Raw genomic sequence first — 21,952 nt, forward strand, 5'->3', positions numbered from 1 at the left:
TTAGCCGATGACCTGCGGAATACTGCCGTACAACTGCAGGATGTATTCCATGAAGGTCTGCACCAGCCACGGGCCGCCGACGATCAGCGTCACCAGCATCACCAACAGACGCGGCAAAAAGCTCAGGGTTTGCTCGTTGATCTGGGTGGCGGCCTGAAACATCGCCACCAACAGGCCCACCAGCAAACTCGGAATCACCAGGATCGCCACCATCATGGTGGTCAGCCACAGCGCTTCGCGGAAGATGTCGACGGCAACTTCTGGCGTCATGGCGAAACACCGCCGAAGCTGCTGGCCAGGGTGCCAATGATCAGCGCCCAGCCATCCACCAATACAAACAACATGATCTTGAACGGCAGGGAAATGATCAGCGGCGACAGCATCATCATACCCATGGCCATCAGCACACTGGCCACGACCAGGTCGATGATCAGGAACGGAATGAAGATCATGAACCCGATCTGGAACGCGGTCTTCAGTTCAGAGGTCACGAACGCCGGCACCAGAATGGTCAAGGGCGCTTGATCCGGAGTAGCAATGTCAGTGCGCTTGGACAGGCGCATGAACAATTCCAGATCGCTGGTGCGGGTCTGGGCGAGCATGAAGTCCTTGATCGGCACCTGAGCCTTGGCCACGGCATCCTGGGCGGTCATTTTTTCCGCCAGGTACGGCTGCAAGGCGTCCTGGTTAACCCGGTCGAACACCGGCGCCATGATGAACAGGGTCAGGAACAGCGCCATGCCGGTGAGGATCTGGTTCGACGGTGTCTGCTGCAGGCCAAGGGCCTGACGCAGGATCGAGAAAACGATGATGATCCGGGTGAAGCTGGTCATCAGCATGACGAACGCCGGGATGAAACTCAGCGCAGTCATGATCAGCAGGATTTGCAAGCTGACCGAGTATTCCTGAGCGCCCTGCGCATTGGTGCCCAACGTGATCGCCGGGATCGACAACGGATCGGCGGCGAACGCCAGCGGCGCGGCCAGCATCAGGGCCAGCGTCAAGACGATGCGTAACGCACCCATTATTTCTTATCCTTCTGATCCTTGCCGAGTATCTTCAACAGATGCTGGGCAAACTCCGGAGTCGCTTTGTCGGTGGTGGTCGGCACCTCAATCGGCTCTTTCATCACGTGCAGCGCGGTGATGGTGCCGGGACTGAGGCCGAGCAGAATCTGTTCGTTGCCGACTTGCACGAGCATCAAGCGGTCACGCGGACCCAGCGCGCGGGAACCGATCAGCTCGATCACCTGCCCTTTGCCAGCCGGTCCAGCCTGCTGGACCCGACGCAGCAGCCAGGCGAGGAAGAAGATCAGCCCCAGCACCAGCAACAAACCGAACACCAGTTGCGTCAATTGCCCGGCCACTCCGCCACTGGCGACGGGCGCAGCAGCGGCGGCGGCGGCGGCGGCGGCGGCGGTCGCAACAGGCTCGGCCGCCAGAACGCTAAACGGCAACGCCAACCCGAGCACTAAACCGAAAAGCTTTTTCACTCAGCGCAGCTTCTTGATGCGTTCGCTTGGGCTGATCACGTCGGTCAGGCGGATGCCGAACTTCTCGTTGACCACCACCACCTCACCGTGGGCGATGAGCGTGCCGTTAACCAGCACGTCCAGCGGCTCACCGGCCAAGCGATCGAGCTCGATCACCGAACCCTGGTTGAGTTGCAGCAGGTTGCGGATGTTGATGTCGGTGCTGCCCACTTCCATGGAAATCGACACCGGGATATCGAGGATCACGTCCAGGTTCGGGCCTTCGAGGCTGACCGGATCGTTGTTTCGCGGCACGCTGCCGAACTCTTCCATTGGCAAGCGGTTGGAGCTGGAAACGCCTGCATCGGCGGCCAGCAGCGCATCGATGTCGGCCTGCCCGGCGTCACCGGTTTCTTCCAGGGCCGCAGCCCATTCATCGGCCAGCGCCTGGTCGTCCTGGGTATTCATATCGTCAGCCATCATTTGTCCTCGGCGAGCGACGCTTCAATCAGAAGCGGTCATTTCAAATAGGGGTGGGAGCGCCGGTCAGCGGCGCTCGATTGGCTCGATCACCTGCAACGCAAGGTTGCCTTTGTGCGAGCCCATCTTGACCTTGAAGGCCGGCACGCCGTTGGCGCGCATGATCATGTCTTCCGGCATTTCCACCGGGATAATGTCGCCCGGCTGCATGTGCAGGATGTCGCGCAGCTTCAACTGGCGACGGGCAACCGTGGCGCCGATCGGCACGTCGACATCCAGCACGTCCTGGCGCAGGGCGTTGACCCAGCGTTCGTCCTGATCGTCGAGGTCCGACTGGAAGCCGGCGTCGAGCATTTCGCGCACCGGCTCGATCATCGAGTACGGCATGGTCACGTGCAGATCGCCGCCACCGCCATCGAGTTCGATGTGGAAGGTCGAGACCACGATGGCTTCGCTCGGGCCGACGATGTTGGCCATGGCCGGGTTCACTTCCGAGTTGATGTACTCGAAATTCACTTCCATGATCGCCTGCCAGGCTTCCTTCAAATCGACGAAGGCCTGCTCCAGCACCATGCGCACCACACGCAGTTCGGTCGGGGTGAATTCACGCCCTTCGATCTTGGCGTGACGGCCGTCGCCACCGAAGAAGTTGTCCACCAGCTTGAACACCAGTTTGGCGTCGAGGATGAACAACGCGGTGCCGCGCAACGGCTTGATCTTGACCAGGTTGAGACTGGTCGGCACGTACAGCGAGTGCACGTATTCGCCGAACTTCATCACCTGCACGCCACCGACCGCCACATCCGCCGAGCGGCGCAGCATGTTGAACATGCTGATGCGCGTGTAGCGGGCGAAACGCTCGTTGATCATTTCCAGGGTCGGCATGCGTCCACGGACGATGCGATCCTGGCTGGTCAGGTCGTAGCTTTTGACGGTGCCGGGTTCGGCAGCGATATCGGTCTGTACCAGACCATCGTCGACGCCATGCAACAGCGCGTCGATCTCATCCTGGGACAGCAGGTCCTGCACGGCCATGTCGTGTTCCTACTGCAGTACGAAATTAGTGAAAAGCAACTGTTCGACGACCACTTTGCCGAGTTCTTTCTGTGCTACTTCCTGGACGCTGGCCGTGGCCTTCTGGCGCAGCATTTCCTGGCCGACCGGCGATGCGAGCGTGGCGAAGTCTTGCCCGGAGAACAGCATGACCAGGTTATTGCGGATCACCGGCATGTGGACTTTCAGCGCGTCCAGATCGACCTGGTTGCGGCCGAGCATGGTGATGCTCACCTGCATGTAGCGTTGGCGACCGTTCTGGTTGTAGTTGGCCACGAACGCCGGCGCCATCGATTCGAAAATCGCCGGCTGCTTGCCTTGTGGCGCGGTTTCAACCACGGCGGCAGGCTTGCTCTGAGCGCTGTGCATGAAGTACCAGGTCGCCCCCACGGACAAGCCGATCGCCAGCAGCAGGGCCACTACGATCAAAATAATCAGCTTGAGTTTGCCTTTGGTTGCGGGGTCTTTTACTGCTGCGTCGCTCTTCGCCATGCCAATAATCCGTCACTAATCGGGTTTTCACAGTCGCACGACAAGGCAAGAGCAAGTGTTATGCCAGAAGTAACTGAAGAAAAATGGCGGGGTATTGAAAAGCAAAAGATCGCAGCCTTCGGCAGCTCCTACAGGGTGTACATCATTCCACTGCAGGAGCTGCCGAAGGCTGCGATCTTTTCGGGGGTGCCCCGTTTTATCAGGCGTAGTAATCGACCGCGCTGGAACCAATCACGCTGGTGACCGCAGGCGCCACTTCAGCAACACTTGGAGCGACGTCGTCATCCATCGAATCGAGGCGACTGCCACTGGCCGTGGCACGTCCACTCTGCCCCTGCTGTTGCGCCTGTTCCTGCCCTTGTTGCGAGCCACGGGACTGGTCGGACACGTTGACGTCGACCTGGCCCATGCCCTGCTGCGCAAACATGTCACGCAGGCGATGCATCTGACCGTCCAGCGCTTCGCGAACGCCGGGGTGAGCGCTCATGAACGTCACTTGGGTCTGCTGATCCGGCACCATGTTCACCCGAATGTCCAGACGCCCCAGCTCGGCGGGTTGCAACTGGATGTCGGCCGCCTTCAGATTGGCGCTGGACAGGTACATGACCCTATTCACCACTTCCTCGGTCCAGCTGCTCTGATGCATGGCGATCGGCTGGTTCACCGGCAATGCATTGGCCGTTTTCGGCGTTGCGGCTTGTGTCAGCGCTGCCAGGCGATTCGCGAAATCGTCGACACGGGTATCGCTGGTAGCTGACTTGAGGTCCTTCAGGCCATCGTCGATCAGGCCACTGAAGGCCTTGTCGCTGCCCTGACCGGTGCTGTCCTTGTCGGCCTGCACATCGAGCATGCCGGCCATGCCTGCGGCAAAGTTCTGCGCCGACGTTTGTTCGCCATCAGCCTGAGCCTGGGCGGAAGTCGGTTCCGCTTTCGGCTGCGCCTGGCTGGAGGCGGAAACATGTCCGCTCTGCTCCATGGCCATGCGCAGGGCGGGCAATGCGTCGAGGGGATCGGCTTCGGGATCGAAATCGCTGTCCGCGGTGGCGACCGCTGTCGTCACGGCAGATGCCGCGGCCGCCAAGACCGGTACTTCGGCCACTGGCTGCGCAGTCTCAACCACCGGCGGCGTGACCGCTACGGGCGCGGTGACCACTGGCTGAATCAAGGCTGGATCAAGCGCCGGATCAATCGGTGCGGCATCGACAACCGGCGTTGGTGCGGTCTGCGCGTCATCATCGCTGGCGGCCTGATCATCGGACGCTGCCGGTTTATCGGCGGGCAAGGTTTTGCCGTTATCGGCAACTGCCGGTTCGGCGGCGGCAGATTTGTTGTCGGCGAGATCTTTTTTGCCGGTGCTGTCCGCAGCCTTGTCACGCGTCGACCGGGTCGGTGCATCATCAGTCGCAACGGGCTTGTTCTGCGCCTGCCTGGCATAGACCTGAGCGAAGCTGGACGCCTTGTCCCCGGGCTCAGCGCTCAACGCCGTGGAATTGGCGGAGGCAGCTTGAGTCTTGGCCTGCGCGGCGGCCTGAAGAAGCAAATTGGGGGTCACGGGCATTTAAACGGTCTCCGCTGTACTGGGATCGTAGGTACAGTTACGGAGATTACTGCAAGGGTCGAGCCAGTTCTTTCAAGCCAGTATCAAAAGCGCCCGACGGTAACAGAAGAACGTTGGCGCTCTGCTTCATAGAGCGGGCGAATCAAGTCGAACTCTTGTTCAATTTTATCGACGAGTACGCCTGCGCCCTGGAGATCGTTGTCCTTGGCCACCTGTTCAAGTTCATGACATAGCGAGGCGAGAACCAAGGCGCCCATGTTGCTGCTGCTACCTTTGAAGCTATGTGCGGCTTCAAAGATCTGCGCAGCATCGCCAGCCTTAATCCGCTGCAACCGCTCTTTGGAATCCGTGAGGAAGGTATCGATCAACGTCGAAAACCCATCCTCCATGACCTCCCGCAACGCGCTCAGCACGTCGGGATCCAGATGTGTGTCAGCCACTTGCTCACTCCTTGATCAAGAATGCGCGGATTATGCCAGAGCCTCCCAGTAAAACTCCACGCGGGCACATCGACCATCGTCGGACCAACGGGCATTACGCCCCAATTGGCGGATCAGACTGACCCCACGCCCCGACAAACGGACAGGGTCTACGGGGCGTTCCATCACACGTTCGACATCAAATCCCTTGCCGCTGTCCTCGACGCGAATCACCAGGCGACCACCCTCGCCATCAGGCGTTACCTGCAAATGCACCCGCACAAACCCGTCTTGCAGCTCGTCAAGGCGCGTATTGCGTTGCTGATAGTAGCGGGCGAAACCCGAGGCATCGCGCTTGAGGCTTGAGTCCAGGCCAAGCACACCATGCTCCAGCGCATTGGAGTACAACTCGGCCATTACACTGTACAACGCCCCGCTTTGCGCTCGCAGGCCATGGACCTCAAGCAGCAATTGCAACAGATACGGCAGCGGATTGAAGCGTTTGAGCGTAGCAGCGCGATATTCGAAACTCACCGACCAGTCCAGCGGGCAGGACTGGCCGCTGTCGGAATAGACCAGCGCTGGCGGCGTCAGCTGCGCCGGTTCCAGCAGGCTGATCTCGACCATGCTGACATCGTCACGCGCTTCACCGCGAAAGTCCCGCAACGCCTGCTCGATTTCTTCGAACAGCAAATCAGGCTGTCGATTGGCTGCGAACACCTGCTGCAAGCGCTCCACACCGAACGACTGATCATTGGCATCGCAGGTATCGACCACTCCATCAGACAACAGGAACACCCGATCTCCGAGCGCCATCGGAAACACTTCGGTGCGATCATCGAATGTCTGCGGGCTCAGCACGCCAAGCGGCAAATGCCGGGCCGTCAGCGGCGTTCGTTCACCGCTGGCAATGCTATGCAGATAACCGTCCGGCATGCCGCCATTCCAGACTTCCACAGAGCGGCGCTGAAAACTCAGGCACATCAGCGTTGCGCAGCAGAACATGTCCACCGGCAGGATGCGCTTGAGCTTGGCATTCATCTCGCGCAGGGTTTCCGGCAAGCCGTAACCCTTGGCGGTCATGCCGTAGAAAACTTCGGCGAGGGGCATCGCACCGACTGCGGCCGGCAGGCCATGACCAGTGAAATCGCCGAGCAGCACATGCATGTCGCCGGCCGGGGTAAACGCAGCCAGCAGTAGATCGCCGTTGAACAATGCGTAAGGGGATTGCAGGTAGCGGATATTGGGGGCATTCAGGCAGCCAGAGTGGGCCACTTTGTCGAACACAGCCTTGGCCACCCGCTGCTCGTTGAGCAAGTAATCGTGGTGGCGGGCAATTTGGTCACGCTGTTGCAACACGGTCGCCTGCAACCGCCGCAAGCGATCCATCGCCTTGATCTTGGCGGCGAGGATCACCTGGTTGTAGGGCTTCGCCAAAAAGTCGTCGCCACCGGCTTCCAGACAACGGGCCAGCGCTTCGTTTTCGGACAGTGAAGTGAGGAAGATGATCGGCACCAAGGTTTCCCCGGCCAGCTCCTTGATCTGCCGGGCAGCTTCGAAGCCGTCCATCACCGGCATCATCGCATCCATCAATACCAGTTGCGGTCGCTGCTGGCGGAACGCTTCGACCGCCTCGGCACCGTTGGCCGCCGTCAATACTTCATGACCTTGGCGGCGGACGATACTCGACAGCAGCATGCGATCGGCCGCGCTGTCTTCAGCGATAAGAATCGTCAGCGATTCGAGTGCAGATTGCACGGTGATCAAGTGATGTCGAACAGTTTGTCGAAGTTGGAAATCGCGAGGATTTTCCGTACGTCAGAACTGCTGTTGACGACGCGAATGTCGGAATCCTCGCCACCGGCGTGGTCGCGCAATAGAAGCAACATGCCCAGTGCAGAGCTATCGAGATAGGTTGCTTCCTTCAAGTCGACCACCACTGCGGTGAGCGCTTTGTTCTCGTAGGATTCGCGAAACTCCTGATGCTTGGCGAAATCGAATCGTCCCTTGACCGATATCGTCAGTTTTTGTCCATCGGGAGAGATTTCTGTAATAACTGACATGTCATGGCTTCCTTGTCATTGGGGAACCTTCTTGTACAAGGTTTAGCATTTGGTAGAGGTTGGGGCAAGGTTTGGATATCGTGGTGCCCATCAGATCGACATCGCGGGCAAGCCACGCTCCCACAGGATTGGCGACATTTCAAAAACAACACTAATCCCGTGGGAGCGTGGCTTGCCCGCGATGAACGATACACGGTTCACCTGACTCAATACGCATCCTGCCGCGGCAACCGCTGGGACAATTCGTCGAGCAATTTCTGCTCGCGCCTGTCTTCCAGCGCCCGCGCTTCATCCATGTATCGCTGCACCAGTTTGCGCAAGCCTTCGACCCGGGCAAACGCCTGCTGCCAGGTTTCCCGCGCCTTGTTCAGATTGTTCTGGTGCCAGGCCAGGCTTTGCCGCTGCTGGTCGATGGCCGTGCCCAGTTGCGCCAGGAACCCTTGATAACCCAACAGCCACTGGCCCGAGACGCCACTGCTGCCGCGCACGATCCACTGCTCTTGATAATCGAGACGAAAGGCTTCGAGGTCGGCGAGTTTGCTTTCCGCCAGTCGCACCTGACCCTGGAAATGCCCGAGACGCTGCACCGCGGTTTTCTCGGCCTTTTCAGCCATTTCCACCACGGGCGCCAGACGCCCTGCCCGAGTCTGGGCCATGGCCGGTTAACCGCCCGCCGCGGGCGCGAAGATCGACGCGAGATACGCTTCGCTTTCACCCAGGCTGATGCTGTCGTTGAGTCCTTGACGCAGGTATTTGACCAACTGCGGTTGCAGCGAAATTGCCAGGTCGGTCTCGCGATCGCCGCCGGCGACGTAGGCGCCGACACTGATCAAATCGCGGCTCTGCTGATAACGCGACCACAGCTGCTTGAAATACTGCGCACGCATCATGTGCTCCGGCGATACCACCGCCGGCATCACCCGGCTGATGGACGCTTCGATATCGATGGCGGGGTAATGACCTTCCTCGGCCAGTCGCCGCGACAAAACGATGTGCCCGTCGAGCACGCCTCGCGCCGAGTCGGCAATCGGGTCTTGCTGGTCATCGCCTTCGGACAGCACGGTGTAGAACGCAGTGATCGAACCGCCGCCCTTCTCGGCATTACCGGCCCGCTCCACCAGTTTCGGCAACTTGGCGAACACTGACGGCGGATAACCCTTGGTCGCCGGAGGCTCGCCGATGGCCAGGGCGATTTCCCGCTGGGCCTGGGCGAAACGGGTCAGGGAATCCATCAGCAACAGGACGTTCTTGCCCTTGTCGCGGAAGTACTCGGCGATCCGCGTGCAGTACATGGCCGCGCGCAAACGCATCAGCGGCGCATCGTCCGCTGGGGACGCCACCACTACGGAACGCTTGAGCCCTTCTTCACCGAGGATGTGCTCAATGAATTCTTTAACTTCACGACCCCGCTCGCCGATCAGCCCGACGACGATAATGTCAGCCTCGGTGAAGCGGGTCATCATCCCCAGCAAGACGGATTTACCCACGCCGGTACCGGCGAACAAGCCGAGCCGCTGACCGCGACCGACCGTCAACATGCCGTTGATGCAACGAATGCCCACGTCCAGCGGCTCGCTGATTGGTTCACGCTTGAGCGGGTTGATGGTCGGGCCGTCCATCGGCACCCAGTCTTCGGCCTTCATCCCGCCCTTGCCGTCCAGCGCACGACCGGCACCGTCGAGCACCCGGCCGAGCATGCTCATGCCCATCGGCAAACGTCCGGTATCCGACAAGGGAACAACGCGTGCGCCGGGTGCGATGCCGGCGACACTGCCGACCGGCATCAGGAAGACTTTGCTGCCAGAGAAACCCATGACTTCGGCTTCAACCTGCACCGGGTGATAGCTGTCATCGTTAATGACCATGCAGCGGCTGCCCATGGCGGCGCGCAGGCCTTCGGCTTCGAGGGTCAGGCCGACCATGCGCAGCAAGCGGCCTTCGAGGATCGGGGCGCCGGCCAGTGTCGCGGCCTCGGCATAACTGCCCAGGCGCTTGGCGAAACTGGTGCGTTCAAGGCGCATCAGGCGCGTCCGGTTCTGGCGCGGTCACCGGTTTGGCTTCGATCGGCAACTCAAGGCTAAGGTCCGGTGCGGCCGGGTGCAGCGCTTGATCGTGAAGCTGATCGAACAGCTTGTCCATGACCTGCTTGACGCGGGTTTCGACCGTGGCGTCTATACGGCTGTGTTCGGTTTCGACCCGGCAACCGCCAGGCAAGAGCGACTCGTCCTCAACAATGCGCCAGGTTTCTTCATGACGCTCGCGCAGGGCTTTGACCTGCTCGAAATCCTGCGGATTGATGTACAGCCGCACATTGCCGACGCCCAGCGGCAGGAGCTTGAGGGCTTCGCGCATGACGTGTTCGATTTGCGTTGAGTCGATGGCCAGTTCGCGCTGAATCACCTGTTTGGTGATGTGCTGCACGAGATCGACCAAGGACTTTTCAATCAGGGTGTCCTGCTCGGCGATGGGCTCGAACAGATGCGTCATCAGTTGCTCGAGACCGGCGATCTTGGCGGCCAGCGCGACTTCGGCTTCCTGACGAACCTTGAGCGTGGTGCTGTGAAATCCCTCTCGCTCACCGGTGGCGAAGCCTTCGTTGTAGGCTTCCTGGCGAATGCTTTCGAGTTCTTCGAGGGTCAGTGGCTGGACTTCTTCCAGCGGCACTTCTTCCATTTCCGGCGGCTCGGGTTCCGGCTCCGGTTCTGGCTCGGGTGCGGGCGGGTCGAAGCTGGGCAGCGCCCAGGCAGCGAAACCACTGACATCCCTGGCCCGGATCAGGTCAGTGGGTGACTCATCATGCTTGGCCATGGTGTTAGATCATTTCCTCGCCGCCCTTGCCGCCGAGAACGATTTCTCCGGCCTCGGCCATACGGCGAGCGATGGTGAGGATTTCCTTCTGCGCAGTTTCCACATCGCTGACGCGCACCGGGCCCTTGGCTTCCAGGTCGTCGCGCAACAGCTCGGCCGCACGCTTGGACATGTTCTTGAAGATCTTTTCCTTGACGCCTTCGTCCGAGCCCTTGAGCGCCAGCACCAGCACGTCGGAGGACACTTCGCGCAGCAAGGCCTGGATACCGCGGTCGTCGACATCGGCCAGGTTGTTGAACACGAACATGAGGTCTTCGATCTGACCGGACAGGTCTTCGTCGACTTCGCGGATCGAGTCCATGAGCTGGCCTTCGATCGAGCTGTCGAGGAAGTTCATGATGTCGGCCGCACGCTTGATACCACCCAGGGTGGTGCGCGAGGCATTCGAGTTGCCGGAGAACTGCTTCTCGAGAATCTGGTTGAGTTCTTTCAGCGCGGCGGGCTGCACGGTGTTCAACGACGAGACGCGCAGGATGATGTCCAGGCGCACCTTGTGGTCGAAGTTGCCGAGTACTTCACCGGCCTGGTCCGGGTCGAGATACGCCACGACGATCGCCTGGATCTGCGGGTGCTCGTAACGGATCACGTCGGCAACGGCGCGCGGTTCCATCCACTTCAGGCTGTCGAGGCCACTGGTGTTGCCGCCCAGCAGGATGCGGTCGATCAGGCCGTTGGCCTTGTCTTCGCCCAGGGCCTGGGTAAGCATTTTACGTACGTAGTCGTCGGAGCCGACGCCGAGGCTGGTCTGGTCGCCGACGATGTCGACGAACTCGCTCATTACCTGTTCGACTTGCTCACGGTGCACGTTACCCATCTGCGCCATGGCCACACCCACACGCTGGACCTCTTTGGGCCCCATGTGGCGCAGCACCTGTGCGGCGTCCGTAGAACCGAGGGACAGCAGCAGGATTGCGGCTTTGTCGACCTTGGACAGTTTGGCGGCAACGGCTCGGTTATCACTCATCTGCGTTAATCCACTCTTTCACGACCTGGGCCACGCGACCCGGATCTTCTGCCACCAGACTCTTGATAGCGTTCAACTGCGCGTCATAGCCTTCGCTCGGGCTCGGCAGCAGGATGCTTTGCGGGCCGCCGAGGCTGACTCGGTCGTTGGCCAGTTCGCCGTCCAGGCCGCCCATGCCACCCAACTCGACATCGCTGCCAATGCCGGCCAACTGCTTGCCTTTGCCACCACCGGTGATGTTGTTGAGCACCGGACGCAGAACGCCGAACACCAGCACGAGGATGAACAACACGCCCAGCACTTGCTTGACGATGTCCCAGAACCACGGCTGCGAGTAGAACGGAATATCGGCAATCACTTCACCGCGCTCGGAAGAGAACGGCATGTTGATCACGCTGACGCTGTCGCCACGGCTGGCGTCGAAGCCGACGGCGTCTTGCACCAGACGGGTGAAGCGCGCCAGTTCATCGGCGGTCCACGGCGCACGGGTGGTTTCACCATTGGCCGGGTTGATCTTGACCTGATCATCCACCACCACCGACACCGACAGGCGATTCAAGCGACCCTGCTGCTGCTTGGTGTGACTGATGGAACGGTCGAGCTCGAAGTTCTTGGTGGATTGTTGACGCTTGTCCGCTGGGTACGGCGCGAGCATCGGCTGGCCGGTGGCCGGGTCCATGATCTGCTGGCCGTTGGCATCCAGCAGCGGCTGGCCTGGCTGCACCATGCCGGCCGACGCGGTGGCGCCACCGGTGGTTTGCGGCGCGGAGGCTGGCGCGGGCGGCTGGTTGCTCAGGGCACCCGGCACGCCTTGCGGGCCATTGCTGGCGGTACGCTGTTCGTTGACCGACTGCTCGCTGCGCAACGCCGGTTGGTCGGGGTTGAACTGTTCGGAAGTCGATTCGACGGCACTGAAATCCACATCGGCCGACACTTCCGCCTTGTAGCGATCATTGCCGAGTACCGGTTGCAGGATGTTGTGCACGCGCTGGGTGAGCATGCTTTCCATGCGACGGCTGTAATCGAATTGCTTGCCGGCCATGGTCAGTTCGGAATTTTCCGCCTGATCGGAGAGCAGGTTGCCCTTCTGGTCGACCACGGTGATCTGCGACTTGCTGAGCTCAGGAACGCTGGTCGCCACCAGATTGATGATGGCGACGACCTGGCCCGGCTCCAGTGAGCGACCGGAATAAAGCTCAACCAGAACCGAAGCACTCGGCTTGCGCTCGTCGCGCACGAACACCGAACTCTTCGGGATCGCCAGGTGCACGCGAGCACCCTTGACGTTGTTCAGGCTGGAGATGGTCCGCGCCAGTTCGCCTTCGAGACCGCGACGGTAGCGGGTCGCCTCCATGAACTGGCTGGTGCCGAGGCCTTGCTCCTTGTCGAGGATTTCAAAACCGATGTTGCCGTCACTGGGAGTGACACCAGCGGCCGCCAGTTTCAGGCGCGCACGGGACAGGTCATCGGCCTTGACCAGCAAGGCTCCGGAATTGGGCTCAACGGTGTAGGGAATATCGGCAGAGGCCAGGGTGTCCATGACCTGCTTGGCGTCCATACCGGCAAGGCTGCCGTAGAGCGGCCGGTAGTCCGGTTGCTGGGACCACAGCACCACGGCGAAACCAATCGCCACGCTCGCGGCCAGGCCGACCAATAGGCCTACCTGACGCAACATGGTCATTTCGGAAAGGTTCTCCAGGAAGGACAAACCGAACAGCGGCGGTTTGCCGTCTATTGGAGTGGCCTTGGCCGGAACGTTATCGGCGACTGCTTCTGCCATGACTCAATCTCGTCCTTAAACCGGCATCTGCATGATGTCTTGGTAAGCCTGAACCAGCTTGTTACGCACTTGGGTCAATGCCTGGAAAGACACGCTGGCTTTTTGCGAGGAAATCATCACGTCCGTCAGGTCGACGCCGCTCTTGCCGATCTCGAACGCACTGGCCAACTGAGTGGATGCCTGCTGGGTGTCGTTCACTTTATTGACGGCCTGACCGAGCATGTCGGAAAAGCTGCTGCCATTCAGTTCAGGGACGGCGGCAGTCGATTTCGGCGCAGACATGGCGTCCATTTGCATGGCGCGCATGTCCAGCATCAACCGATTGAATTCAATACCTTGGCTCATGATTTCTCTCTTTGGCGACCCGCAATTTTTTGACACTCACTCGGCGGGTATTGAGGTGTTAGCAACAAGGGTGCCAGCTCCGTGGCTACGCTGTACAAAAGCTCTACCGACCTCTCATCGCAACGCTCTGTAGGAGCTGGCTTGCCAGCGATTCGATGGCGGCTGCGATACCGCTATCGCTGGCAAGCCAGCTCCTGCAGGGGAAGCGCATTGTGGCCTGGTTGACCATGCCGCTCCCGAATCAGGTTGCGAACAAATACGCTTCGACGTCCATTCCGGCATCGCGCATTTGCGCCAGCTTGTAGCGCAGGGTGCGCGGGCTGATGCCCAGGCGCTCGGCGGCCTCTTTGCGGCGGCCACGCTCGGTGCGCAGGGTGTCGATGATCATTTGGAACTCACGGCGACGCAGGTCATCGCCCAGTGCCCCGGCTGACTCAGCCTCCACCTCGACGGCCCGTATCGGTGTTGCTGCGAGCGCCAACGTCGGCAGTGGCGCGCAGGCAACCGGACCAGCCAGGCAAAAATCCTGAGGCTGAATCAAGCCACCCTGCTGCAGGATCAGCGCACGCTGGATCGCGTTATCCAGCTCACGCACATTGCCCGGCCACGGATATCCGATCAGGCACGCCTGCGCCTCGGGCGACAGGCGCGCGGCAGCATGCTTCATTTTATTGACGTGTTTGGTCAGCAGCCGCTCGGCCAACGGCAGGATGTCGGCAGTGCGCTCGCGCAACGGACGCCACGCCAATGGAAACACCGAGAGGCGATAGTAAAGGTCTTCACGGAAACGTCCCGCCGCCACTTCCCCAGCCAGGTCCCGATTGGTGGTCGCGACCACACGAATATCCAGTGTGATCGGCTTGCGCGCCCCCACCCGCTCGACCTCCCGCTCCTGCAGCACGCGCAGCAATTTGGCCTGCAAGCCCAAGGGCATTTCGGAAATTTCATCGAGCAGAATGGTTCCGCCATCGGCCTGCTCGAACTTGCCTGCCTGAGCCGCAATCGCGCCAGTGAACGAACCTTTCTCGTGACCGAAGAGCGTGGCTTCCAGCATGTTGTCCGGAATTGCGGCACAGTTGATCGCAATGAACGGCTGACTGGCACGATGGGAGTGCTGGTGAATGTAACGCGCCAGCACTTCCTTGCCGGTCCCGGACTCGCCGGAGATCAACACCGTGGAGTCACTGCGTGCAACCCGTGCAGCCAACTCGAGCAATTGCGCGCTGGCCGGCTCGAACGCCACCGGCCCTTCGCTCTCGCTCGCGCCGAGACTGCCCAAGGCATGACGCGCCACCAGATCAAGCAATGCCTTGGGCTCGAACGGCTTGACCAGATAATCCGCCGCGCCCTGACGCATCGCATCGACCGCCCGCTCCACGGCGCCGTGTGCGGTCATCAGCAGCACCGGCAATTGCGGCTGACGCGCCCGCAACAAACCGAGTAACTGATGACCGTCCATACCCGGCATGTTGACGTCACTGAGCACCAGATTGAACGCCTCGCTGCCAACGGCGGCCAACGCCTCTTCCGCCGAACCGACGGCCTTGTAATCGTGCCCGGCGAGCAGCAGCGTGTCCGCCAATGCTTCGCGTAACGCGCGGTCATCCTCGACCAGTAAAACCTTGATACCCATGACCTTCACTCCGCTCCCTGAGCGTGGCTGAACAACGGCAGGATCACCTGCGCACAGGTGCCGCGACCGAGCCGCGAGCGCAATTTCAATTCGCCTTGATGGGCACGCGCAACCGCCTTGACCACCGTCAGGCCGAGACCGGTTCCGGTGGATTTGGTCGTGAAAAACGGCTCACCCAGACGCGCCAGTACGGCGTCATCGATGCCGCTGCCGCTATCGCTGACACACAGACGCAGAGTGTTTTCACGGGTGTACAGATGGACCTTCAAGCGCACGTCACCGGCGCTGGCGTGAATGGCATTTTCGATGAGATTGAGAATGGCGCCGACCAGGGTATCGCGGCTGCACAGCAACTCGCCTGAATGACTGTCGCACTGCCAGCGGATCGGCAGGTCCTGCACATGGGTCAGCGCCGCAGCCTGCAGCGATTGCATCAGTTGTTTAGGCGAGACCCGATCCGTCAACGGCAACTCGCCGCGAGCGAATACCAACATGTCGCGCACTTGATGCTCCAGCTCATGCAGACGTTCTTTGAGACGTCCGGCAAAACGTTGCTGGGTCTCGACCGGCAACTCCTGCTCAGTCAAATGACTGGCGTAGAGCAAGGCGGCGGATAACGGCGTGCGAATCTGGTGAGCCAGGGAAGCGACCATACGACCGAGGGACGACAGGCGTTCATGGCGGGCCAGTTGATCCTGGAGATGACGGGTTTCAGTCAGGTCGTTGAGCAGCACCAACTGACCAGGCTCGGCATCCAGTGAGCGCGTGGCAATCGACAGACGCCGGCCATCCTTGAGGGAAATTTCGTGACCGTCATCTTCACGGGGCGCAAAACAACGAGTAATGACTTGCCGCCACAGTTCGCCTTCAAGTGGCAGACCGAGCAACTCGCATGCGGCGGGGTTGGCTTCGCGCACGATGCCCTGGGCGTCGATGACGATGACGCCACCGGGCAATAGATCGAGGAGGTTTTGCAGACGGTTGGCCAGGCGTTCTTTTTCCGCCAGCTCTTGCATGCGCTGGGCGCTGACCACCGCCAACTCGCCCTTGAGTTCGGTGACCCGGGCTTCGAGCATGCTGTAGGAATCGGTCAGTTGGCTCGACATCTGGTTGAACAACGCAAATGCTTGCTCAAGGCCAAGCCGGCTCGCCTGCTCTACGGACGACGATTGCCCCAGGGCATCAGGGACAGGAGACATCTGGGCGGCTTGGGGCATCGTGCTCTCTCGCTTGGCTGACCGTCATTGAAACGGAACGTTGCGAGGGACTTAGCAATACCCGTGCCTAAAAAAAAATGCCTATAAATGAAGGGTTTGAAAAACAGGCGTCAATCATCCGCCTGCTCATCACCGTCACGACGGCTCATGCCGTATTTGCGCATCTTTTCCACCAGCGTGGTGCGACGGATACGCAACCGCTCGGCAGCGCGCGCCACGATACCGTTGGCATCATCCAGCGCCTGCTGAATCAGCCCTTGCTCAAGACCACCGAGATAATCCTTGAGGTCCAAGCCTTCCGGCGGCAGCAAGGCATTGGCAGTGAAATCCGGGGTATGCCCGTTGATGGCCACCCGCTCTTCGAGATCGTTGCGCAAACTGTCGACCAGTTGCTCGTCTTCATCGTCGACGTAGCGGAATTTCTTCGGCAACTCCACCACACCGATTACACCGTACGGATGCATGATCGCCATGCGCTCTACCAGGTTCGCCAGTTCGCGGACGTTGCCTGGCCAGCCGTGACGGCACAGCGACATGATTGCCGCCGAGTTGAAACGGATCGAACCACGCTTCTCGTGCTCCATGCGCGAGATCAACTCGTTCATCAGCAGCGGAATGTCTTCGACGCGTTCGCGCAGCGGTGCCATTTCGATCGGGAACACGTTCAGACGGTAGTACAGGTCTTCGCGGAAAGTGCCGACCTCGATCATGCTTTCAAGATTCTTGTGGGTCGCGGCGATGATGCGCACGTCAACGCTTTGGGTCTTGTTGCTGCCCACGCGCTCGAAGGTGCGCTCCTGCAACACGCGCAGCAGCTTGACCTGCATCGGCAACGGCATGTCGCCGATTTCGTCGAGAAACAAGGTGCCGCCGTTGGCCAATTCAAAACGCCCGGCACGGCTGGTGATCGCCCCCGTAAAGGCGCCCTTCTCATGGCCGAACAATTCGCTTTCCAGCAACTCTGCCGGAATCGCACCGCAGTTAACCGGCACGAAGGGCGCTTCACGACGCTTGGAGTGGTAATGGAGGTTACGCGCGACCACTTCCTTACCGGTCCCGGACTCTCCGAGGATTAATACGCTGGCATCGGTGTCGGCCACTTGCTGCATCATCTGACGCACGTGCTGAATCGCCCGGCTGGTGCCGACAAGACTGCGGAAAAGATTGGGTTCGCGATGACGACCGCGCTCGCGGGCCTGGTCGTACATCTCGCGATAGACCTGGGCACGGTGCAGGGAGTCAAGCAATTTGCTATAGCTTGGCGGCATTTCCAGGGTCGAAAGCACGCGGCGACGCTGGTCTTCAGGCAGGTCAATGGAAGAATTATCGCCCATCAACAAAACCGGAAGGAACTCATCCCATGTGGCGAGTGTCTTTAACAAGCCCGTCAATACGCCAGGAGCGTTGACCGTCCCGATGAGGACACAGATGACTTCACGACTAGATGACAAAGAGCCGACAGCCTGCTGCCAGTCATGGCTACCGCAGGGTAAATTTTCTTCACCGAGAAAATTTAAAATCACCGCCAAATCGCGGCGGCGGACGCTATCGTCATCAATCAGCAGAATTTTGGTTTCACGCCACATGCAATAGCAACTTCCCTAGTCAACTCAATGCCCAAAATGCTGGGGCAAGCTAAACGCTTGCAGGCCTGATATGCCTGAAGACGACTGAAATCTGGAACCAGCCACTAGTTAAGTCAAAAAACCGTGCACAGTCAAATTTATGGCGCACTGGTTTTTATAACCGCCGAGGCTTAACTGAATAGATGGTATACCTTTGCGGCATTTTTAGCTTGGCGGATCTGTGTCATCTCATCGACTATTGCTTGACGCTCCCCACTCGCTACATCAATTAGTTGGCGGTAAACGTCGAGCAATTCTTCCAGACTGCTGCGCACACCCTGCTCGTTGGCCGCCGCCTCGGCAAGAACGTCCTCGACACAAACGCGGCAGCGCAGGTCAAGCTCGGAGATGGTCTCCCAATCGCGACCCGCCAGCGCCCCGAGCAGGGCCTCACGGGTTTGTTCGATACGTTCGAGCACGGCACTCATAGTGTTCTCCTAGGCGTCGACAGCTTGATCGCCGATCGCGTCCCAACCTTCCTTCAAAGTGATCAGCAGGCGTGCAACCTCGTTGAGGATCTCGGGATCGTTTTTCACGTTTGCTTCGATCAGGCGCTTGCTCATGTAGGCGTACAGCGAATCGATGTCAGCCAGCGCCTCAGCCTGATTTTCCAGGTCGAGGCCTTCGCGCAGACCACCGATGATGCCGATGGCCTTGCCGATCAGAACACCTTTCTGGGCAACATCATTGCGCGCAATGGCGCCCTTGGCTTGCGCGATACGGTCCAGGCCGCCCTGCATCAGCATTTGTACCAGGCGGTGCGGGCTGGCCTCGGAGGTTTGGGCCACACCGTTGACTTTCTGGTATTGCCGAAGGGCCAACATAGGATTCATGTTCTACCTCGTCACAACGAAAAGATTCATATACCGCCTGTATCGCCTGCGCGTCAAAAAACTTTAGCCCTCAACGCGAAAAGCCCGGAGTCCCTCTAAGGGGACTGCCGGGCTTTTCGCATATCGACCAATCAGGAGTTTTTCTGTTGCGCCTCGATCGAGGCGAACATCGAAACGATGTTCTTGCGTTGCGCCTCGAGCTTGCCAACCAGAGTGTCCATGGCCACGTAGCGCTTGGTCAACACGTCGGTCAGCGATTCGATACGACGATCCAGCGCCAACTGCTGATTGGTGAGATCGGACTGCTGCTTGCCGAGACCGGTCGTGCGCGTATCGAGGATGCCGCCCGTTTCCAGGTACGGTTCGATTGCCTTGTTCATGCGCTCGAACACACCATTGGTACCGGTGAAAAGCTGCTGCACATCGGCACCGAGCTTCTTCTCCTTCATGGCAGCGTCATATTTGACACTGTTGAATTCGAGGGTACCGTCCTTCTGGGTGTTGATACCCAACTGACTCAGGCTGGTGAGCCGATCGCCATTGCCTTCTGTGGCCAGCTGCTTGCGCAGATCAGACAGCAGCGCGCGCGTAGTCGGGTCATTCGTCAGCGGGCCGAGGACAGTGTTGTCATCCTCATCCTTGGAGGTGGCGGCCAGCGTGTTGACCGTCTTGACCAACGTATTGTAGGCATCGACATACGCCTGGATCGACGTCTTCAGGCCGGCGGTATTCTCGCCGACGGTCACCGTGATCGCCTTGGTCGGATCAGTGCCGGTCTCTTGAAGCAACTGCAGGCTGATGCCACTGACCGCGTCATCCACGGTGTTGGTCTTGCTGGTGACTTTGAGGCCATCTACATAGATCAGCGCATCCTCGGCCTGCGCGTCGATATAGCCGGCACCGGTACCCGCCATTTTCACGTTCGGTAGGATCTCGAGCTCATCGATGCCAGCAACCGAAATGTCCGTGCCGGCACCCGTCATCGTGGAACTGAACACCAGGCGTGAACCGTCTGCACCGTTGACAAGGTTGGCACTGATGCCTTTCTCGGCCAACGTCGAGTTGATGGTATCGCGCACCGTCTGCAAGGTCGCGCCGGGACCGATCTTGACGGTATGAACCACACCGTCCTGCGTAATCAGCAGGTCACCTTCTGGAATCGGCGTACTGGCGCCCGTATCGAAGTTCTGGCTGGCGACCTTGGAGGAAGTGGCCAGATTCTCGACGCGAACCGAGTAGGTCCCCGGAACCGCAGTATTGTTCGACGTAACCTTGATGGCGGCGTCGCTACTGGAGGTTGCCGTGTAGGCATTGAAGGACGGCGCGGCAGTGTCGTTGAGCTTCTTCATCGCCGTCTGATAGACGGAGAGCGCACTCTTGAGCGCCGCGACGCCGGACAGCATGGCGGTATTGTTGGCAGTCTGACGCTTGATCTGATTCGACTTGGGGTCGGTCTCAGCCGCAACCAGTGTTTTCACGATAGCGTTGATATCGACGCCAGAACCCAGGCCGGTGCCCGGTAAAATTGTACTCGCCATTGCTATTCCCTCTTGGTTGCGCGCCGTACCTAGCCGATCAAGACTAGCGAACTTGCCGCTCGGTCGCCAGCATCAGACCTTGGCATCGAACAACAGGCTGTTTACATCGCTCAGGCTGTGCGCGATCTTCAACGCCTCTTCCGAAGGAAGTTGGCGGATCAGCTCACCGGTTTCACTGGCGATGACTTTAACAATAATTCGTCCGGATTCTTCATCCGTGGAAAATTCGAGATTGCGACGCGACGAGGCGAGAAACGTCTCGATGTCCTTGATCGCGTTTTTGACCTTCTCAGCTTCGGTCAGGCCGCTGTCGGCACCTTCCTTCGCTGGCGTGGTGGATTCGACAGCCTCCACGGGCTTGACCACAAGGCGTTCGTGGGCCTGCTCGACCGGCTTCGCGGCCTGGTAGGACAGGTTCAGCTTGACGCTCATATCCATGCCAACCACCTCTCAATGTAAAAAGCGGAGGAGCACCGCAAGTGCACTCCCCCGCCGACAACCATCAGGTGATTACTGAAGCAGTTTCAGTACGGCCGATGGCAGTTGGTTGGCTTGGGCCAGAACCGAAGTCGATGCCTGTTGCAGAGTCTGCTGCTTGGTCAGCTGGGCAGTTTCAGCAGCGAAGTCGGTGTCCTGTACACGGCCACGTGCAGCTTCGGCGTTTTCGTTGATGTTCTGCAGGTTGGCGATGGTGCTGGTCAGACGGTTCTGGACAGCACCAAGGTCAGCACGAGTGGCGTTGATATTCTTCAGCGCTTGGTCGATGGCGGTCATTGCGCCGCTGAAGTTTGCTTCGATAGCGGAGGCAGCACCAGTGATCGCCTTACCCGACAACGCGCTCAGAGCGCCGGAGGCGGAGGTGTTCATCGCGTCAGTCAGCGTGATGCTGATCTGGTTGTCGGAACCGGTGTTGGAGCCAACCTGGAAGACCATTGCAGTAGTAGTGGAACCGTCCAGCAAATTCTTGTTGTTGAGCTGGGTGCTGGCAGCAATACGATCCAGCTCCTTGGTCATCGACTGGAATTCTTTGTTCAGCGCATCACGGTCATCGACAGTGTTGGAGTCGTTTCGCGCCTGGAGAGCCAGTTCACGCATACGCTGCAGGATGTTGGTCTGCTCTTGCATCGCGCCTTCAGCGGTCTGCGCGATGGAGATGGCATCGTTGGCGTTTTTGATTGCCATGGTCTGACCGCGGATCTGCGAAGTCATGCGGTTGGAGATCTGCAGGCCGGCGGCGTCATCTTTGGCGCTGTTGATTTTCAGGCCGGAGGACAGACGGGTCATCGAAGTGCTGAGAGCGTCGGAAGCACGGTTCAGGTTTTTCTGAACGCCCAGGGAGGTGGTGTTGGTGTTAACAGTCAAAGCCATGACGAATTCCTCGTTGGATGGGTACTACGGCTTCCGGCCTTGGCAATTCGCCGGGTGTGGCACAGAGAACCTTCGTAATAGTTATCGTCGTCAAGGCAAGTTGCTTTAGCTGATTTTTGAAAAATAGTTAGTGGCATCCTGCCAGCCCAACAAACACGGGAGTTTGACGCCAAAAATCAGCGCACCATCGGGCGTGATAGAGAGTGTTTCAGTAGTTTTACACCTCTAATACACTCTTTGAACAA

The 21,952-nt window shown here is 59.5% G+C and carries 24 protein-coding genes; all 24 read right to left on the minus strand.

The window, feature by feature from the left end; all coding sequences use genetic code 11:
• A complete protein-coding gene (gene fliQ, locus KGB21_RS07815; RefSeq protein ID WP_034146287.1) occupies positions 1–270 on the minus strand; it encodes a flagellar biosynthesis protein FliQ in 270 nt (89 codons plus the stop codon).
• Positions 267–1,025: a flagellar type III secretion system pore protein FliP gene (fliP, locus tag KGB21_RS07820; RefSeq protein ID WP_034146286.1), complete on the minus strand. Its 759-nt coding sequence runs from the start codon at positions 1,023–1,025 to the stop codon at positions 267–269. Before fliP ends, fliQ begins: the two co-directional genes overlap by 4 nt.
• Entirely contained in the window at positions 1,025–1,492 is a 468-nt protein-coding gene (fliO, locus tag KGB21_RS07825) for a flagellar biosynthetic protein FliO (protein WP_223504598.1), read from the minus strand. The genes fliP and fliO overlap by 1 nt, the downstream gene beginning before the upstream one ends.
• A complete protein-coding gene (fliN, locus tag KGB21_RS07830) occupies positions 1,493–1,951 on the minus strand; it encodes a flagellar motor switch protein FliN (RefSeq protein WP_034146284.1) in 459 nt (152 codons plus the stop codon).
• A gap of 66 nt (positions 1,952–2,017) precedes the next feature.
• Positions 2,018–2,986 (minus strand): flagellar motor switch protein FliM, encoded by a 969-nt coding sequence (fliM, locus tag KGB21_RS07835; protein ID WP_034146283.1) that lies wholly within the window; start codon positions 2,984–2,986, stop codon positions 2,018–2,020.
• Between the two features lie 9 nt (positions 2,987–2,995).
• Positions 2,996–3,496, minus strand: coding sequence for a flagellar basal body-associated protein FliL (fliL, locus tag KGB21_RS07840; protein WP_223504600.1), 501 nt, complete (start codon positions 3,494–3,496; stop codon positions 2,996–2,998).
• 199 nt (positions 3,497–3,695) lie between these two features.
• Positions 3,696–5,054: a flagellar hook-length control protein FliK gene (locus KGB21_RS07845; protein WP_223504601.1), complete on the minus strand. Its 1,359-nt coding sequence runs from the start codon at positions 5,052–5,054 to the stop codon at positions 3,696–3,698.
• A gap of 83 nt (positions 5,055–5,137) precedes the next feature.
• Positions 5,138–5,494, minus strand: a complete 357-nt coding sequence (locus tag KGB21_RS07850; protein WP_223504603.1) for an Hpt domain-containing protein — start codon at positions 5,492–5,494, stop codon at positions 5,138–5,140.
• A gap of 30 nt (positions 5,495–5,524) precedes the next feature.
• On the minus strand, positions 5,525–7,231 hold the full coding sequence (locus KGB21_RS07855; protein WP_034146407.1) for a fused response regulator/phosphatase: 1,707 nt from the start codon (positions 7,229–7,231) through the stop codon (positions 5,525–5,527).
• A gap of 5 nt (positions 7,232–7,236) precedes the next feature.
• Positions 7,237–7,536, minus strand: a complete 300-nt coding sequence (locus tag KGB21_RS07860) for an STAS domain-containing protein (protein WP_034146279.1) — start codon at positions 7,534–7,536, stop codon at positions 7,237–7,239.
• Positions 7,537–7,742: 206 nt separating this feature from the next.
• On the minus strand, positions 7,743–8,192 hold the full coding sequence (gene fliJ / locus KGB21_RS07865; protein WP_034146278.1) for a flagellar export protein FliJ: 450 nt from the start codon (positions 8,190–8,192) through the stop codon (positions 7,743–7,745).
• A 6-nt stretch (positions 8,193–8,198) separates the two neighbouring features.
• Positions 8,199–9,557 carry a flagellar protein export ATPase FliI gene (fliI, locus tag KGB21_RS07870; RefSeq protein WP_034146277.1) on the minus strand — a complete coding sequence of 453 codons (1,359 nt, stop codon included), beginning with the start codon at positions 9,555–9,557 and terminating at the stop codon, positions 8,199–8,201.
• Positions 9,547–10,344, minus strand: a complete 798-nt coding sequence (gene fliH, locus KGB21_RS07875; protein ID WP_034146276.1) for a flagellar assembly protein FliH — start codon at positions 10,342–10,344, stop codon at positions 9,547–9,549. Before fliH ends, fliI begins: the two co-directional genes overlap by 11 nt.
• 4 nt (positions 10,345–10,348) lie before the next feature.
• Positions 10,349–11,368 carry a flagellar motor switch protein FliG gene (gene fliG / locus KGB21_RS07880; protein WP_007983391.1) on the minus strand — a complete coding sequence of 340 codons (1,020 nt, stop codon included), beginning with the start codon at positions 11,366–11,368 and terminating at the stop codon, positions 10,349–10,351.
• On the minus strand, positions 11,361–13,148 hold the full coding sequence (gene fliF, locus KGB21_RS07885) for a flagellar basal-body MS-ring/collar protein FliF (protein WP_034146275.1): 1,788 nt from the start codon (positions 13,146–13,148) through the stop codon (positions 11,361–11,363). The genes fliG and fliF overlap by 8 nt, the downstream gene beginning before the upstream one ends.
• A gap of 15 nt (positions 13,149–13,163) precedes the next feature.
• Entirely contained in the window at positions 13,164–13,493 is a 330-nt protein-coding gene (fliE, locus tag KGB21_RS07890) for a flagellar hook-basal body complex protein FliE (RefSeq protein ID WP_034146274.1), read from the minus strand.
• A gap of 241 nt (positions 13,494–13,734) precedes the next feature.
• On the minus strand, positions 13,735–15,126 hold the full coding sequence (gene fleR / locus KGB21_RS07895) for a sigma-54-dependent response regulator transcription factor FleR (protein WP_223504605.1): 1,392 nt from the start codon (positions 15,124–15,126) through the stop codon (positions 13,735–13,737).
• Positions 15,127–15,131: 5 nt separating this feature from the next.
• On the minus strand, positions 15,132–16,343 hold the full coding sequence (locus KGB21_RS07900) for a sensor histidine kinase (protein ID WP_411741337.1): 1,212 nt from the start codon (positions 16,341–16,343) through the stop codon (positions 15,132–15,134).
• A 110-nt stretch (positions 16,344–16,453) separates the two neighbouring features.
• Entirely contained in the window at positions 16,454–17,929 is a 1,476-nt protein-coding gene (locus KGB21_RS07905; RefSeq protein WP_034146271.1) for a sigma-54 dependent transcriptional regulator, read from the minus strand.
• Positions 17,930–18,099: 170 nt separating this feature from the next.
• Entirely contained in the window at positions 18,100–18,396 is a 297-nt protein-coding gene (gene fliT, locus KGB21_RS07910) for a flagellar protein FliT (protein ID WP_223504607.1), read from the minus strand.
• 9 nt (positions 18,397–18,405) lie between these two features.
• Positions 18,406–18,801 (minus strand): flagellar export chaperone FliS, encoded by a 396-nt coding sequence (gene fliS, locus KGB21_RS07915; RefSeq protein ID WP_223504609.1) that lies wholly within the window; start codon positions 18,799–18,801, stop codon positions 18,406–18,408.
• A 131-nt stretch (positions 18,802–18,932) separates the two neighbouring features.
• Positions 18,933–20,339 carry a flagellar filament capping protein FliD gene (gene fliD, locus KGB21_RS07920; protein ID WP_223504610.1) on the minus strand — a complete coding sequence of 469 codons (1,407 nt, stop codon included), beginning with the start codon at positions 20,337–20,339 and terminating at the stop codon, positions 18,933–18,935.
• Positions 20,340–20,411: 72 nt separating this feature from the next.
• Positions 20,412–20,777, minus strand: coding sequence for a flagellar protein FlaG (locus KGB21_RS07925; RefSeq protein ID WP_223504612.1), 366 nt, complete (start codon positions 20,775–20,777; stop codon positions 20,412–20,414).
• 72 nt (positions 20,778–20,849) lie between these two features.
• Entirely contained in the window at positions 20,850–21,707 is an 858-nt protein-coding gene (locus KGB21_RS07930) for a flagellin domain-containing protein (protein ID WP_223504614.1), read from the minus strand.
• Positions 21,708–21,952 lie beyond the last annotated feature (245 nt).

The organism is Pseudomonas sp. GL-RE-29 (genome assembly GCF_019947275.1).
In the GTDB taxonomy this organism is placed as follows: Bacteria; Pseudomonadota; Gammaproteobacteria; order Pseudomonadales; family Pseudomonadaceae; genus Aquipseudomonas; species Aquipseudomonas fluorescens_A.